This is a genomic window from Novosphingobium mangrovi (genome assembly GCF_022818885.1).
In the GTDB taxonomy this organism is placed as follows: Bacteria; Pseudomonadota; Alphaproteobacteria; order Sphingomonadales; family Sphingomonadaceae; genus Novosphingobium; species Novosphingobium mangrovi.
The window spans coordinates 1-14,370 of record NZ_JALHAT010000021.1; the positions used below are offsets into that span (position 1 = coordinate 1).

A 14,370-nucleotide genomic window follows, 5' to 3' on the forward strand; every position below is an offset into this window, starting at 1 on the left:
GGGTCGCCCCAGGACCTGCTGCAACGTCTGCTGGCCACGGCCAGCGAGGGCCTCGTGCGGGTCTTCATCCATTGCGATGCCACGGTCACCGGCACGAACATTGCCACATGGATGGATCGCCACCGGGTGAGGTCGGCCGCGAACTACGTCAACTGGCCCGGGCGCAGCGCGCGGCAGGTGCGCGAGGAGGCCCAGCTGCACGAGGCCTGGCTGGCGGTTCGCCTGAGCCATCCGGACACGTCTCCCGAAGAGCTCTGGCCGCTTTTGCGCGCGGCGGCCCAGGATCTGCCCCTCTCCCCCCCGGTGCGCCCTGCCCTGGCCGAACGCCTGGGCAACCTCCTCCACCTCCTCTCCTTTCCCGTCCTGGCCCTGCTGAGCCTGCCCGTGCTGCTCCTTGCTCTTCCGGTACTGATCGTGATGCTGCGGCGGCGCGAGACGCGTGACCGGGTGATCGCACCGCGCCCCTCGCGCGCGCGCAATGCAATGCTTTCCTCGCTCGAAGACCACGATGTCACCAACCCCTACAGCGCCATCGGCAGCCTCAAGCCCGGGCGCTTTCGCCGCTGTCTGGCCATTGTCATCCTGTGGATCATCGACTGGGGGGCGCGCCATATCTATCGCAGCGGACGCCTCGCGCGGGTGAACACCATCCATTTTGCCAGCTGGACCTTCCTCGACGACAAGCGCCGCGTGTTCTTCGCCAGCAATTACGACGGCAGCCGCGAGGCCTACAACGACGACTTCATCAACAAGGTCGCCTTCGGGCTCAACCTCTCGTTCTCCAATGGCCTGGGCTACCCCCGCACCGACTGGCTCGTACGCGGCGGCGCCCGGCACGAACGCGACTTCAAGTGGTACCTCTTCCACCACCAGATCCCGACGCAGGTCTGGTACAATCCCTTTCGCGGCCTCACGACCTACGACATGGCGCGCAACGCACGGCTGCGCGCGACCTACGAGCGGCGTCCGACAGGCGCAGACCTGGCCCGCTTCGTGGCCGAGATCTGACGCGATGGCGGTGGACAGGGACGATGTGCAGGCGCTGGTGCGGTCCGGGTTCGGATCGCTCGGCAGCGCGCGCTACATCCTCGTGCGGATCGTGGATAGCGCACGCGCGAAGGCCTGGCTGCGCGGGCTCGTGCCGACACGGGCCAGCGAGGTCGGAGAGGGCCGCACGCTCGACACCGTCCTGCAGGTCGCCTTCACCCGTGCAGGCCTGCGCGCGCTGGGCTTCACCGCCGCCGAACTGGAGAGCATGGCCCCGGAATTCCTCGACGGGATGGCCAGCGATGCACGCCGCTCACACCGGCTTGGCGATGTCGGCGAAAGTGCGCCCGCACATTGGGAATGGGGTACAGGCGCGCGCGAGCCCCATGTGCTTCTCCTCCTGCTGGCCGGGCCGAACCGGATCGCCGACTGGGCAAGCCACGTCGAGCGCGACGCGCTGGCCAACGGTTTCTTCCTCGTGACCACCTTGGCCAGCAATCCCGCGCCCGAGGATACAGGCCCAGCGCGCGAGCCTTTTGGCTTTGCCGATGGCCTCTCGCAACCGGAGATCGACTGGGACGCCAAGCTCCGGCCCAGCGCCCGCGCCGATCGCGCATACCGCTCCCATATCGCGGCGGGCGAAGTGCTGCTGGGGCATCGCAACGAATATGGCGCGATCGCGGGCGATGCGACAGGGCCGCTGGTCCAGCGCAATGGCAGCTACCTTGTCTATCGCCAGCTCGCGCAGGACGTCACCGGCTTCTGGGGCTGGCTGCGCGCGGCCGCAGGGCCCGACGGGGCGCGGGAGCTGGCCGAACGGATGGTCGGGCGCTCTATCGATGGCGCGCCTCTCCCCGGACTGGCGCATGGGACCGGGCCGGAAGACTTCGACTTCCAGGGCGATCCGGAAGGGTTCCAGTGTCCGCTGGGCGCCCACATACGCCGCGCCAATCCCCGCGTGGGGGACGATCCGCTGGGCCCGCGCGGTATTCTGGGCAACCTGCTTTCGACCGCAGGGCTGCTGGGGACCGCGGCGGGCGATGCGGTCGCGAGCGCACGCTTCCACCGCCTGCTGCGCCGGGGCCGTCCCTATGGCAGGGCAATGACACCCGAGCAGGCCATGCGCACCGGTGCGCCCAAGACAGAGGCCGGGCTGCACTTCCTGTGCCTCAACGCCAGCCTCGCGCGGCAATTCGAATTCGTGCAAGGAGCCTGGCTCATCAGCCCGACCTTTGGTGGCCTCTCGCAGGAAGGTGACCCGCTGATCGGCGATCGCAGCCCGTTTCCCGATGACCGGCGCACCGACCTGTTTCGCTATCACGATGCCCAAGGCATGCCCCGCATCGCGCAGGGTATGGACCGCTTCGTGACCGTGCGCGGCGGGGCCTACTTCTTCCTGCCGGGCATCGAAGGACTGGCCTCGATTACCGCGCGATGAGCCGTCCTAGATCAGGCCGTAACGAATGCCCTTTGCGACCGCTTCGGCCAAGGTCAGTGCATCCAGCTTGCGCTTGAGATTGGCCGCATGCAGATCGACGGTCGGCACGGAGATACCGAGGCGATGGGCGATTTCCTGGCGCTGCAGACCTTCGGCCAGCCAGCTCAGCACGTCCTGCTCGCGTGGGGTCAACTTTCGGGAAAAGCCGTCTATCTGCGCCTCCAGCACCGGCGCGACCCGGTCGAGCAGGGCAAAGGCAGCCAGTTCCAGCTCCGGCATGAGCGCCGTGATGTGGCCACCTGACCCCCGTTCACCGGCAAAGACGAAGCCGAAGAAGCGCCCCCGATGGGGCGGACCCGCTCCCGAGGTATCGCCGATCAGCGCCATGCCCTCGACGATGCCGTGGCGCGCGCACTCCTGCTGCACCGGCACCGAAGCGGGATTGAAGGCCGCGACCTCGTCGAGGACGGGAAGGCCGATGGAAAAGCGGGCCACCGGCGCGCGCGCGGTAAGCTGCGCGGACTTGCGCATGACGTAATCCTCACCGGCGAGTTCCTCGGTGAACTCCTCCTGGAAAGGTAGAGGCAGGCGGGACCCACTGAAGCTCCCCGCATAGGCCCCGCCGTCCCCGCTCCTCCGGAAGCCGCCGAAGTTGCAATGCGCAACCCCCACCGCATCGAGGTAGCGGTAGAACGCTCCGATGACCGCGTCCCGGCCTGCGATATCCTGCACGCCCACCTTGCCGCGGCGGGGCAGCATGGAGGTCAGGAACGCGGCGAGATGGGGCGACATGGTCGGCACCTGTCAGGCCGGGACCGGCTGATCGTCCACGACCTTGCGGATCCAGCGGCGGAACCGCAGGATGTTGGGCGAGGTCCAGCGGTCATCGCGCGAGAGCAGCGCGTAACTGCCGAAGCTGACCGGCTGGAAGGGGCTCTGCGCCGGCGTGACCCGCACCAGCCGTCCGGTCGCCAGTTCATCGTGCAGCAGCATGGTGTTGACGAGCGCAACGCCCTTGCCCCGACAGGCCGCATCGATGGTAAGGTGCGCGTGCCACAGGCGCGGACCGCTCAAACGCTCAGGCGGCGTGATCCCCTGGGCGAGCAGCCAGTGATGCCACTCCGCCCCGTCCTCCTCGTGAAGGAGCGGCAGGTCCAGGAAATCCCCGGCCTCCCGGATCGGGGCGACGCTGGCCAGAAACGCGGGGCTGGCTACGGGGAAGACCTCGGGGCGGGCGATGTCGAGGCGGCGCACCTCGCGCGGGATCCTCTCCTCCTCCCAGGACCGCACGTAGCGCACGTCGCAGTCCACGTCCTTGCTGCGGAAATCCGGCCCCTCGTCTGCGGGACGGAAATCGACGTCGAGGTCGGGGTTCTCTTCCAGGAAGTCACCCAGGCGTTCGGCCAGCCAGAGCGAGGCAAAGCCCGGGATGCACCAGACGCGCAACGTGTTGTCGGTGCCTTCGCCCAGCAGCGATCCGGTCGAGCGGGCGATGATCGAGAGCGCCTTGGCGACCTCGCCGTGGTAGACTTCGCCCTGGTCGGTCAGGCGCCGGTCGTTGCCGTAGCGCAGCACCAGCGGCGCGCCGACCCAGCCCTCGAGCGAGCGGATATGGCGGCTCACCACGGCATGGTCGATCATCAGCTCGCGGGCGGCCCGGCGAATACCGCCCAGGCGTCCGACGGCTTCGAAGGCGCGCAAGGCGGCCAGCGGCGGGTACAGGCTCGTATCGGTCACGACTACCTCTCTCAAATTCTTGTGCGCCCCGCGTGTCGGCCGAAGACCGCAGGCAGGTATCAAGCCTTTCAAGAAGGCATCCTCTCCCCGGACAAGGGGCCGCATTTCGGAAATTCGCAAGCTGAACTGGTGGCCCCTGCGCACCGCATCATGCATTCAAGGCAACTTGCTGACAAGAATTCTATGCGTCTCAATACATTCGAACTTATTTATTCTCGAAACGTGTGCACTATTGCGCAATCGCGGTGCAGGACGCGCGGGGGAAACGGGGAATGGCGATGGACGAAAGCGAACACGAACGGCTGGGCATGAACCGGCCGATTGCCCGGCGCAGCTTCATCGGAGGCGTGGCCGCGAGCGGTGCAGGGCTTGGCGCGCTGTCGCCGCTGGCGCGGGCCAGCGAACCCCTTGCCGCAGGAATTGCACGTCCTGCACCTGTCCCCGATGCTTCCACCTATCCGCCCGTGCGCAGCGGCCTTCGCGGCCAGTATCCCGGCTCCTTCGAGAGCGCCCATGCCGTGCGCGACGGGGACCTCGGCGCAGACGTCGCCGCGCGCGATACCGGCGAGCACTACGATCTCGTCGTCGTGGGCGCAGGTATATCGGGCCTGTCCTCGGCCTGGTTCTACCGCAAGGCGCTGGGCCGGGACATGCGCATCCTCGTCCTCGACAACCACGACGATTTCGGTGGTCATGCCAAGCGCAACGAGTTCCACCACGAGGGCCGCACGATCCTCGCCTTTGGCGGGACAATGAGCATAGAGAGCCCGTTTCCCTACAGCTACACCGCCAAGGCGCTGCTGGCCGAACTAGGGATCGAGCCCAGGACCTGGGAGCACTATCGCCGCGAGGACACCTACAAGGGCCTGTCGGGCGGCGTCTTCTTCGACAAGGAGAGCTTCGGGCGTGACGCGGTTGCGCCGGGATACGGCGCGCTTGCCTGGGCAGACTTCTTCGCGCGCGCGCCGATCCGCGAAGACATCCGCGCCGAGCTGACCCGGCTCTACACCGCGAAGACGGATTACCTCCCCCACCTCGATCCCATCGCCAAGGCCGAGGCGCTCAAGCGTATCAGCCTCCAGGACTTCCTGCTCGGGCCCGCGGCCATGAAGCGCGAGGCGCTGCCCTTCTTTGCCGGGATGGGCTTTCGCAACAACAAGCGCGTGGACACCTGCCCCGCCTACGAGGTCGCGCACCTGCCGATCTTCGATGGCATGGAGATCGCCGGCCAGATCCGCATGCACTGCGACGAGTTCCACTTTCCCGACGGCAACGCCTCGATCGCGCGCCTGCTCGTCAACCGGCTCGTGCCCGGCGTCCTTCCCGGGGTCCACGACCAGGAGAGCATCGTCACCGCGCGCGCGGATTACAGCCAGCTCGACCGCCCCGGAGCCCCCACGCGCATACGCCTCGGCAGCACGGCGGTCCATGTCGCGCACATCGGCACGGTCACCGCCGCGACCGAGAAGGCCGTGCGCGTGGTCTACATGAAGGACGGCCAAGCCGCCTCGGTCACGGCCGCAAACGTGGTGCTGGCCTGCTTCAACAACATCATCCCCCATCTCGTGCCCGAGCTACCGGACGCGCAGAAGGCGGCGCTGGGCGAAGCCTCGAAGGTGCCGATGCAGTACACCAACGTGCTGGTGCGCAACTGGGAGCCCTGGCGCAAGCTGGGCGTGCGCAGCCTGATGGTGCCGAACGGCTATCACACGCGGGTCGGGCTCGACTATCCGATGGCCATCGGCGGCTATGCCAGCGCCACCCGGCCCGACCAGCCTGCCATCGTGACGATGATCCGCAATCCCAACCAGCCCGGCCTGCCGCGCAAGGAACAGCACCGCGCCGGGCGTCACGACATGCTTGCCACGCCGTTTGAGACCAGCGAGCTGGAAGTGCGCCGCCAGTTGCAGCGCATGCTGGGCCCCGCCGGGTTCGACGCCGCGCAGGATATCCTGGCGATCACGGTCAACCGCTGGCCCCACGGCTATGCCTATACCTACGACACCCTGAGCGATCCCGACGTGCCCGAGGCCGAACGCCCGCACGTCGTGGGGCGCCGTCCCTTCGGGCGCATCGCGATCGCCAACGCCGATGCAGGCGCGGCGGCCTACACCAATGTCGCGATCGACCAGGCCGAGCGCGCCATTGGCGAGGTTCTGGTGAGCCGCGGGCTGACCTGAGCCTTTCGCGCGGCCTCAGCGGCGGTAGAGCACCTTGCCATCGACCAGCGTCAGATCGACCTTGGTGGCAAGAATCTCCTCCTCGGGCACGGTGAGCAGGTTGCGATCGAGCACGACGAGATCGGCGAACTTGCCCGGCGTGATCGTGCCGCGGTTGTCTTCGTCGAAGCTGAGGTAGGCCGCCTCGCGGGTGTACATCGCCAGCGCGGCCATGCGTGAGACGTCTTCTTCCTCGCGGGCATAGGCCGTGCCGCTTTCGGCCTTGCGCGTGACCGCGACGTAGACGCCGTAGAGCGGCCCGATGGGCAGGTTGTCCGAGCCCAGCACCATCTTCACACCGTGGCGCAAGGGGCTGCCCAGCGGGTTGATGTGGGTGAGCGCGCGGCCCTCCAGAGTCTGCTGGTAGCGCCCTTCAAGGTTGTAGAGGAAGTTGGGCTGGGCCGCGCCCCAGATGCCGTGGGCGGCCATCGTCTCAAGGGTCGCCTCGGGCGGCAGCATGGTGAGGTGCGAGGAAAACCAGCGGTGGTCCTCCAGCGGCTTTTCATCGAGAGCCGCGGCATAGACATCTATCAGCCGCTCGATGGCGGCATCGCCGATGGCGTGAATGCCCATCTGCCAGCCCAGGTCCCGCGAGGTGCGCACCATTTCCTCAAGGGCGTCGGGCTCGATCGCGAGACGTCCGCGAAAGCCCTCCATCCCCTTGTAGTCCGCGAGAGTCCAGGCGGTCGGGCCGGTGAACCCGCCATCGACCCCCGGCGCTTCGCCGATGGGGCCGATCTTGAGACGGTCATCGCCATGCCCGGTGCGCCAGGGAAAGCGCTTGAGACGCTCGGCGCCGGGATAGACGATGTACATGGTCGTTCGCGGCAATTCGGTCCCGTGCGCAGCGTAGATCTCCCGGAACTGGCGCCAGGTGTGGACTGCGCCGCGCTTCTCCGGCGCCAGCCCACCCTTGTCCACCGGCTCGTCGTCGATGGTCGAGAGCGCTTCCATGAGGCTGGTGATGCCCAGCGGCAGGAGCGCCATCAATTCCGCGGTCCAGCTCGGCTTCATCTCCTCGGACGTTGCGGGCGGGACGTGCGAAAGGAAAAGGTCGGTACGCTCGCGCACGAGCCCATTGGGCACGCCATCGGCGCCGCGCTCGATCAGGCCGTGCTCGGGATCCGGCGTCTGCGCATCGATCCCAGCCTTGGCCAGGGCCAGGCTGTTGCCCACGATGGAATGATGCCCCGCGCGCGTCAGGGCCACCGGATTGTCGGGCGCAGCCGCGTCGAGATCGGCGCGCAGCGGATTGCGCCCCTCGGCCATCTGCGCCTCGTCCCAGCCATAGCCGGTGATCCATTCGCCGGGCCCCAGCTCGCGCGCCTTGGCCCGCACCATCTCCTGAAGCTGCGCAATCGAGCGCGCCTTGCCCGCCGCAATCGCGCGCGGCGCCTGACCGATGATGTGGATGTGGGTGTCGATGAAGCCGGGCATCAGCGTCCGTCCGGCAAGGTCAATCGTCTCGGGCGCGGTATAGGCCTCCGACAGTTCCGCGCCTCCAACTGCCACGATGCGCCCATCGCGCACCGCCACCGCGCTCGCAAAAGGATGGTCGGGGTCCATTGTCACGACCTCGCCGTTGGTCAGGAGGAGATCGGCCGCCTCCTGCGCCAGCGCCTGAGAGCTGGCGCAGGCAAGGAGCGCGGCGGCGAACAGGCGCAGAGGTGACAGGGCGCGGGCCATCGGGGTCCTTTCCATCAGAATGCCGCGTTCACGCGCACATACCAGAAGCCACCGTTGTACCCGAACGGAGAGCTGTCGATATAGCGGTTGCCGCTGACCGTCGCCTGGGTGGGCTGGTACCAGTTGGAATTGGGCTGGCCGAGCGAGCGGATGTCACGGTCGGGGTAGTTGTCGAAGATGTTCTCCGCCCCCAGCGCCAGCGTGAAGTTGTCGGTCATGCGGTAGCGCACTTCGAGGTCCGCGGTCACTTCGGACCCGACGTCGAGTGGCCCGCCGTTCTCGGGCAGGGCCCAGCTGGTGAAGCCATCGTAGAAATAGCCGCGCGCGGTGACCGACAGGCGCCCCAGCGTCCAGGTCTCGGTCATCGTCGCCTGCCATTTGGGAAGGCTGTCCTCGATGTTGCCCGCGCGCATATCGTCGACCACGGTGGGATCGCTCGATAGCACCTTGGTTGCATTGTAGTTGACCGCCAGCGTCGTTGCGAACTGGCCAATGCCGGTGTCCGCGCGGTGGCTTGCGGTAAAGTCGACACCCTGCGTGCGGGTCTTGAAGCCATTGGCGAAGTAGCGCACGAGGCCCACGGTCGCCCAGTTGGCAAGGCCCGCCTCGCGCAGGACCGCGCGCTGGGCATCGCTTTCGATCGGGATGTAGCTGGCAATCCCCATGCGGTCACGGATGGTGATGTTGTAATAGTCGACCGTGAGGTTGAAGCCCCCGCCCGGCGTGAACACGAAACCGGCCGAGAGGTTGGTCGATTTCTCGGGCACCAGCGGCGTTGCGCCAAAGGCCTGCGCGGCGGCGTTGTCGGCGGGTAGCGTCAGCAGCTCGACCGGGTTGGGCCCGAAAAAGGCCGTGATCCCGGCCGTGGTGAAAAGCTGGCCCGGCGTCGGCGCGCGAAAGCCGGTGCTTGCCGTACCGCGCACCGCCAATGCGGGCGAGACGGCATAGCGGGCCGAGACCTTGCCGTTGGTGGTGCTGCCAAAGTCGGAAAAATGCTCGTAGCGCCCGGCAAAACCCAGGGTCAGGTTCTCGACGATATCGCCCTCGATGTCGATGTACCCGGCGTAGGAACGGCGCGAGCGGTCGACCGCGAAGTTGGGCGAGTAGCCCGGGAAGCCGCTGACGCCCGGCCCCTGCGTGGCAAAGGCCCCGGTGTCGAGCTCCTGCACGGTATAGGGCCCGGCCTGGTAGGAGGGCAGGTCGCCAATGCCGATCTGGTAGGCCTCGATGCGGTGCTCGGCGCCGACCGCAATGGTCACCGGCGAGGCCAGGCCGATCTCCCAGGGGTAGGCGAGGTCGGCGTTGAAGTTCGTCTCGCGCTGTTCGAGCGAACCGGAATAGAAGCTGGTCGGACTGTCCGGGCCCATCGAGGCGTTGAGCGATTCATCGACAGTGTATTCCACCCGGCTCTGGCCGTAGCTTGCACTGACATCCCAGCTGAGGCCGCTGTCGAATTCGCCGCGATAGCCCCCCGCCAGCGAAAGGTCGGTCACCTTGCCCTGGAACTGCGGGTTGAAGCCATCGGGATAGAGCGAGGCGAAGTTGAAGGTGCGCCCGTTCGAATCCCAGGTGCCGTCGGGCAGCTGGTCCAGGTAGATGTCGTTGAAGACGCTGGAACGCGGGTAGATCGCGGTGCCGGTGCCGTCCTGGCCCGGCCCTTGCGCGTCATAGGGCTGGCGCCAGTTGAACTCGAAGGCCTGCTTGCTCCAGCCGTAATTGCCGAACATGTAGATCTCGGACGCGTCCGAAAGCGCGATCGCGCTGTTCACGAAGAGGCGATAGGAGCGCAGGTCCGGGTTGCCGATGCGCTGGATCGGGTCGGTCACCTCGACATCGGGCAGCGAAAGCGAGGTAGCCAGCGCGCCGATGCGCTGCCCGCCGCGACTGGTCGGCGCGGAATCGAGGAACTCGCCCGAGACGTTGATGAAGCCTGTCGGCCCGAGCGGCAGACCCAGATTCGCGGCGAGCTGGTAGTCCTCGCCGTCGCCCTCGTAGAACTGGCCGTAGCGCGAGCGCACTTCCAGCCCCTCGGCGGCATCGCGCAAGGTGTAGTTGATGACGCCTGCGATGGCGTCCGAACCGTACTGCGCCGAGGCGCCGTCGCGCAGCACCTCCAGCTGCTTGACCGCGATGCTGGGAATCTGGGCGACGTCGGGCCCTTGCGCCCCGCTGGCGAGCGCCCCGCCGTTGAGCTGGACCATGGCCGAGCGATGGCGACGCTTGCCGTTGACGAGAACCAGGATCTGGTCCGGCGGAAGGCCGCGCAGGGTCGGCGGTCGCACGAAGCCCGACCCGTCCGAAAGAATGCCCACGAAGCGCCCCACGTTGTAGGAAGGCACCAGCGAACGCAGGATATTGTTCATGTCGCCCGAGGCCTGGGTGTCGAAATCCTCGGCCGTGAAGACGTCGATGGGCGCGCTCGATTCCAGCGCCGAACGGTCGGCACGGCGCGTGCCGGTGACGATGATCGCGCCCGCGTTTCCGGCCGTTTCGGTCTGGGCCCCTTGCGCGAAGGCCGGTGTGGACAGAACCATCGTCGCGGCCATGGCGGCGTGGCTCGTTGCGAATGCAAAGCGCATGCGTCTTCCCCCTGTTCGTGGTCGTGCGCCGCACCGGGCGCCGCGTTTCCGCTGGGCCGCCTTGCGGCTCTTGCGTGACTTTCGCAGGCCCCTGACGCAACGGAAGGAGCCAAGTCTGACACCGCCGGTGCATGCAGGGCACCACTCCTGAATCATGTAAAAAAAGGCCGCCAATCCCGAAGGATGGCGGCCGTCTCGAGGTTGCCGTAGGGTACGACGTGATCGGGTGGGATAGAGCGCTCAGGTGCGCCGGGCGAAGGGGTAGGTCTCGCGCTCGACGACCTCGCTGACGGCCCGGTGCGCCTCCAGGATCGCCGCGTCGGTATGCGGGCTGGCCGCGGCATCGGAATTGGCGATGGAGACAAGTCCATAGGGCTGCCGCCCGACCACGCAGGGCCGCTCGGGCGACTGCGTGTAGACCCATTCGACCGGATCATAGAGGCTGTTGTAGGTATAGGCATAGCCGTGCGGCCAGCGGTTGACGGTGATCGCGGCGATGTCGCGCGCAGGGTCGAAGCCGCCCGGCCCCAAGATGCGCGCAAGCTGGCTGCGGGTTTCGCGCTCGAACGTCTCGAAGCTCATTTCCAGCAATTCGGCGCGGCCGATGCGGTGCTGGTCACGGCGGGGCTGGCCCGGTGCGTTCATGAACTTGGTGAGGTGCAGCGCGATTGGCTCCTCGCTCGAGCGCGCGTGGCGCAATGCGCCGAGGTCCGCTGCCTCGGTGAGCGCGACGACATCGTGGAACATCGTCGGGCACGAGATGCTGGAGACGCCCAGCTTCTCGAACGCGCGCCAGTTGCGCAGCACCACGTTGGTGTAGATGAGCGGCCCCTTCACGCCGTAGGCCAGCGCCTCCTTCTGGGGCGCGGGCAGTTCGGGCATCATGTAGGGGATCGCCATGTTCCAGCAGGCCATGATGACCGACCGCGCGCGCACCGATTTGAGCGCATCGCCGTTGGCATAGGTAATGACGGCCTCGCGCGCGGTCTTCGCATCGCCGTCGTGGGCCACGTTGACAACGATGCTGGAGAGACGGATGCGCACCGGATTCTCCGCCCGGTCAAGCGCGCCATAGGCAATGCGCGCGGTGCCCATTTCCTCCTGCGTGCGCGCCGTGGTCGCACCGGGCACGAGGTGCGCGACCAGCAGCCGGGCCAGCGTCGCGTTGCCATCGGGAAAGTGCACCGCGTTCCAGTCGATCTTCTGGCGCCCGTGCTGGCCGCCGGGAAGGTCGGCGAAGAGGCCCTCGGGGATTTCGCCAAGGCCCAGCCCCGAAAAGCCGGGATACCCCTCGACCCAGCCGAACAGCGCCGGGGTGGCATCGGCTCCGACGCAGAAGCTGCTGGTGCCCATCTGCTGGAAGAACCACATGACCTGGGGATCGACCTTCAGGGTCTTGAGGTAATAGTCCCGGAACGAGGTGGTCGCGAGGAAGTGCTTCTTTTCCGCCACGCTCATGCCCGCCAGATAATCGGGCTGGTCGGGCGCGAGGAGGCGGGCCATGTCGGCGCGGGCCTTTGCCGAAAGCGGCGTGCGGGCAAGGAACTCGGCCGAGCCCATCGCGCCCGGACCGCCGCCGTGGCCGCCGCCGCTTTCCGGCACGACAAGCCGGTCCGCCTCCCAGGTCTCGGCATCAAAGAAGTGGCCGCGCGTCAGGCCCTTGTCCGCATAGAGATCGCGGACCTCGGCGTTGGAGACCCGGTAGCGTTTCAGGTCGATCCCCATGTCGTCCAGCAACTGCGCGGCCCAGCGGTTGTAGCGCGCGGGCGATTCGATGTTGAGCGTGCCCCCGTTGATCACCACCAGCTTGCCATCGACCATGAATTCGTTGCGCTTGGCATGGCCGCCAAAGTCATCATGGTTGTCGAGGATGAGGATGCGCGCGTCCTTGCCCACCGCCTTTTGATAGAAGTGCGCCGCGGACAGGCCCGAGATGCCGCCCCCCACGATCACCAGGTCATAGGTTTCGCCCTGGTCGGCCACGTCCTCAATGGGCAGTTGCCCATCGCGCATGAGGTGCGCGAATTCAAAGGAACCGGGGTGGCTGCCACGCATCCCGGTCTTGGCCGGAGGATAGCTGGTGGCCCCCACCCCGCCTGCCGCCGCCGCGCCTGCCGCCGTCTGTGCGAAGCCCGGCGCCGCCAGGCTGGCCGCGCCGATGGTGCCCAGGGCCATGGCGGTGCCATTCAGGAAGTCGCGCCGGTCGATGCGGCAGTTCATTCCGAGACGCAGGTCATTCTCGGTCATTCGGCAGGCTCCTGGATAGTCGTATCGATATGGGCAAGCGGGTCGAGCGGGGCCGCCTTGGCCCGGCGCAAGACGAGGAAGAGCACGGCGAAGAAGGCAGTGATGGCCACGCTCGACCAGAACTCGGCGGCCGATCCCGGGTTGAGTGCCATGGCGCCCAGGATCACGCAGATGGCCAGCACCGAGGCTCCACTCAGCCACGGGAAGAACCAGGTGCGGATGGTCAGCTGCTGCGGGCATTCACGCTCGAAAGTGCGGCGAAGGCGCATCTGCGAGAGCGCAATCATCAGGTAGACGATCAGCATCAGCGCGCCCGAGGCATTGACGAGAAAGCTGAACACGACCTCGGGCGAGAGCACCGAGGCGGCCAGCGCGGCGTAGCTGAAAAGGCTGGCGATGAGGATCGCGCGGGCCGGCACCTTGCGCGCGTTGACCCGTACCAGCGCCTGGGGCGCATCGCCGCGCGCGGCCAGCGTGAAGAGCACGCGCGAGGTGACGTAGAGCCCGGAATTGAGGCACGAGAGCACCGCGACCAGCACGATCACCTTCATGATCAGCGCCGCGCCCGGAATGCCGATGGCGGCCAGCGCGGCGGTGAAGGGCGACTGGCCGGGCACCACGCTGTCCCACGGCACGACCGAGACGATCAGGAAGACCGAAAGGATATAGAAGACCAGGATGCGCAGCGCGACAGTGCTGGTCATGCGCGCGACGGTGCGGGTGGGCTCGGCGGATTCGGCTGCCGCGATAGTGGCGATCTCGGCGCCCACGAGCGCGAAGATCACGCTCGTCGTCGCGGCGAGCACCTGCATCCCCCCTGCCGGCGCGAAGCCGCCGTGCGCGGTGAGGTTGCCGAACGTCGTCCCGTCCGGCGCGCCCAACCCCAGCGCATAGGCGCCGGTGACGAGGATGAAGACGATGATCCCTGCCACCTTGATCGAGGAGAACCAGAACTCGAACTCGCCGTAGGAGCGCGTCGACATGAGGTTCACCGCGGTCAGCACGGCCATCAGCACGATGCCGATGAGCCAGACGGGAAGAGCGATCCACCCCGCGATGATGACCGCGCCTGCAATCGCCTCGATGGCCACAACGACCACCCAGAAGTACCAGTAGAGCCAGCTGCTGAGAAACCCCGCCCAGTGGCCCAGGCCGATGCGGGCGAACTCGGGAAAGGACTGGATGCCGGGGATCGCGACCGCCATCTCGCTCAGCATGCGCATGATGACCAGAACGATCGCGCCCGCCAGCGCGTAGCTCAGGATCACCGCGGGCCCTGCCGCCGCAATCGACGTGCTGCTTCCCACGAAGAGGCCCGCCCCGATGATCCCGCCAATCGCGATCATTGAGACATGGCGCGCCTTGAGCGAGCGGCCGAGTTCATCCTGACTCTCGCCCGGATAGACTTCCGCCGGCGATACGATGTCGTTGTGCGGGATCGCCTGAGTCCCCTCGTCTGCCCTGCCGTTCATCGCGC

At 67.2% G+C, this 14,370-nt stretch carries 9 protein-coding genes; 3 read left to right on the top strand and 6 right to left on the bottom strand.

Annotated elements, in window-relative coordinates; genetic code table 11:
- Nucleotides 1-1,008: hypothetical protein (locus tag MTR65_RS12195; RefSeq protein ID WP_243800551.1), on the top strand; the 1,008-nt coding region annotated here is incomplete at its 5' end.
- A 4-nt stretch (nt 1,009-1,012) separates the two neighbouring features.
- The gene (locus tag MTR65_RS12200; RefSeq protein WP_243800554.1) at nt 1,013-2,425 is read left to right on the top strand and encodes a Dyp-type peroxidase; all 1,413 of its coding nucleotides are present in this window, start codon (nt 1,013-1,015) and stop codon (nt 2,423-2,425) included.
- A gap of 6 nt (nt 2,426-2,431) precedes the next feature.
- On the opposite strand, the gene MTR65_RS12205 is transcribed toward MTR65_RS12200, so the two are convergent.
- Nucleotides 2,432-3,217, bottom strand: a complete 786-nt coding sequence (locus MTR65_RS12205) for a response regulator transcription factor (protein WP_243800556.1) — start codon at nt 3,215-3,217, stop codon at nt 2,432-2,434.
- A 12-nt stretch (nt 3,218-3,229) separates the two neighbouring features.
- Nucleotides 3,230-4,162 (bottom strand): LysR substrate-binding domain-containing protein, encoded by a 933-nt coding sequence (locus tag MTR65_RS12210; protein WP_243800558.1) that lies wholly within the window; start codon nt 4,160-4,162, stop codon nt 3,230-3,232.
- A 272-nt stretch (nt 4,163-4,434) separates the two neighbouring features.
- On the opposite strand from MTR65_RS12210, the gene MTR65_RS12215 reads away from it, so the two are divergent.
- Nucleotides 4,435-6,342 carry an NAD(P)-binding protein gene (locus MTR65_RS12215; RefSeq protein ID WP_243800560.1) on the top strand — a complete coding sequence of 636 codons (1,908 nt, stop codon included), beginning with the start codon at nt 4,435-4,437 and terminating at the stop codon, nt 6,340-6,342.
- A gap of 15 nt (nt 6,343-6,357) precedes the next feature.
- Here the strand turns inward: MTR65_RS12215 and MTR65_RS12220 are convergent, their stop codons facing one another.
- From MTR65_RS12220 to MTR65_RS12235, 4 genes are all read right to left on the bottom strand, one after another.
- Nucleotides 6,358-8,067, bottom strand: coding sequence for an amidohydrolase (locus MTR65_RS12220; RefSeq protein ID WP_243800562.1), 1,710 nt, complete (start codon nt 8,065-8,067; stop codon nt 6,358-6,360).
- Between the two features lie 14 nt (nt 8,068-8,081).
- A complete protein-coding gene (locus MTR65_RS12225) occupies nt 8,082-10,646 on the bottom strand; it encodes a TonB-dependent receptor plug domain-containing protein (RefSeq protein ID WP_243800563.1) in 2,565 nt (854 codons plus the stop codon).
- Nucleotides 10,647-10,886: 240 nt separating this feature from the next.
- Nucleotides 10,887-12,893, bottom strand: a complete 2,007-nt coding sequence (locus tag MTR65_RS12230) for an NAD(P)/FAD-dependent oxidoreductase (RefSeq protein ID WP_243800564.1) — start codon at nt 12,891-12,893, stop codon at nt 10,887-10,889.
- Complete coding sequence (locus tag MTR65_RS12235) at nt 12,890-14,365, bottom strand: amino acid permease (protein WP_243800565.1); 1,476 nt, start codon at nt 14,363-14,365, stop codon at nt 12,890-12,892. The genes MTR65_RS12230 and MTR65_RS12235 overlap by 4 nt, the downstream gene beginning before the upstream one ends.
- Nucleotides 14,366-14,370 lie beyond the last annotated feature (5 nt).

Excerpts from the sequence above, each read along its gene's own strand:
- MTR65_RS12215 (WP_243800560.1), top strand. The coding sequence starts at position 4,435 with ATGGCGATGGACGAAAGCGAACACGAACGGCTGGGCATGAACCGGCCG.
- MTR65_RS12200 (WP_243800554.1), top strand. The coding sequence starts at position 1,013 with ATGGCGGTGGACAGGGACGATGTGCAGGCGCTGGTGCGGTCCGGGTTC.
- MTR65_RS12235 (WP_243800565.1), bottom strand. The coding sequence starts at position 14,365 with ATGAACGGCAGGGCAGACGAGGGGACTCAGGCGATCCCGCACAACGAC.
- MTR65_RS12220 (WP_243800562.1), bottom strand. The coding sequence starts at position 8,067 with ATGGCCCGCGCCCTGTCACCTCTGCGCCTGTTCGCCGCCGCGCTCCTT.
- MTR65_RS12225 (WP_243800563.1), bottom strand. The coding sequence starts at position 10,646 with ATGCGCTTTGCATTCGCAACGAGCCACGCCGCCATGGCCGCGACGATG.
- MTR65_RS12205 (WP_243800556.1), bottom strand. The coding sequence starts at position 3,217 with ATGTCGCCCCATCTCGCCGCGTTCCTGACCTCCATGCTGCCCCGCCGC.
- MTR65_RS12230 (WP_243800564.1), bottom strand. The coding sequence starts at position 12,893 with ATGACCGAGAATGACCTGCGTCTCGGAATGAACTGCCGCATCGACCGG.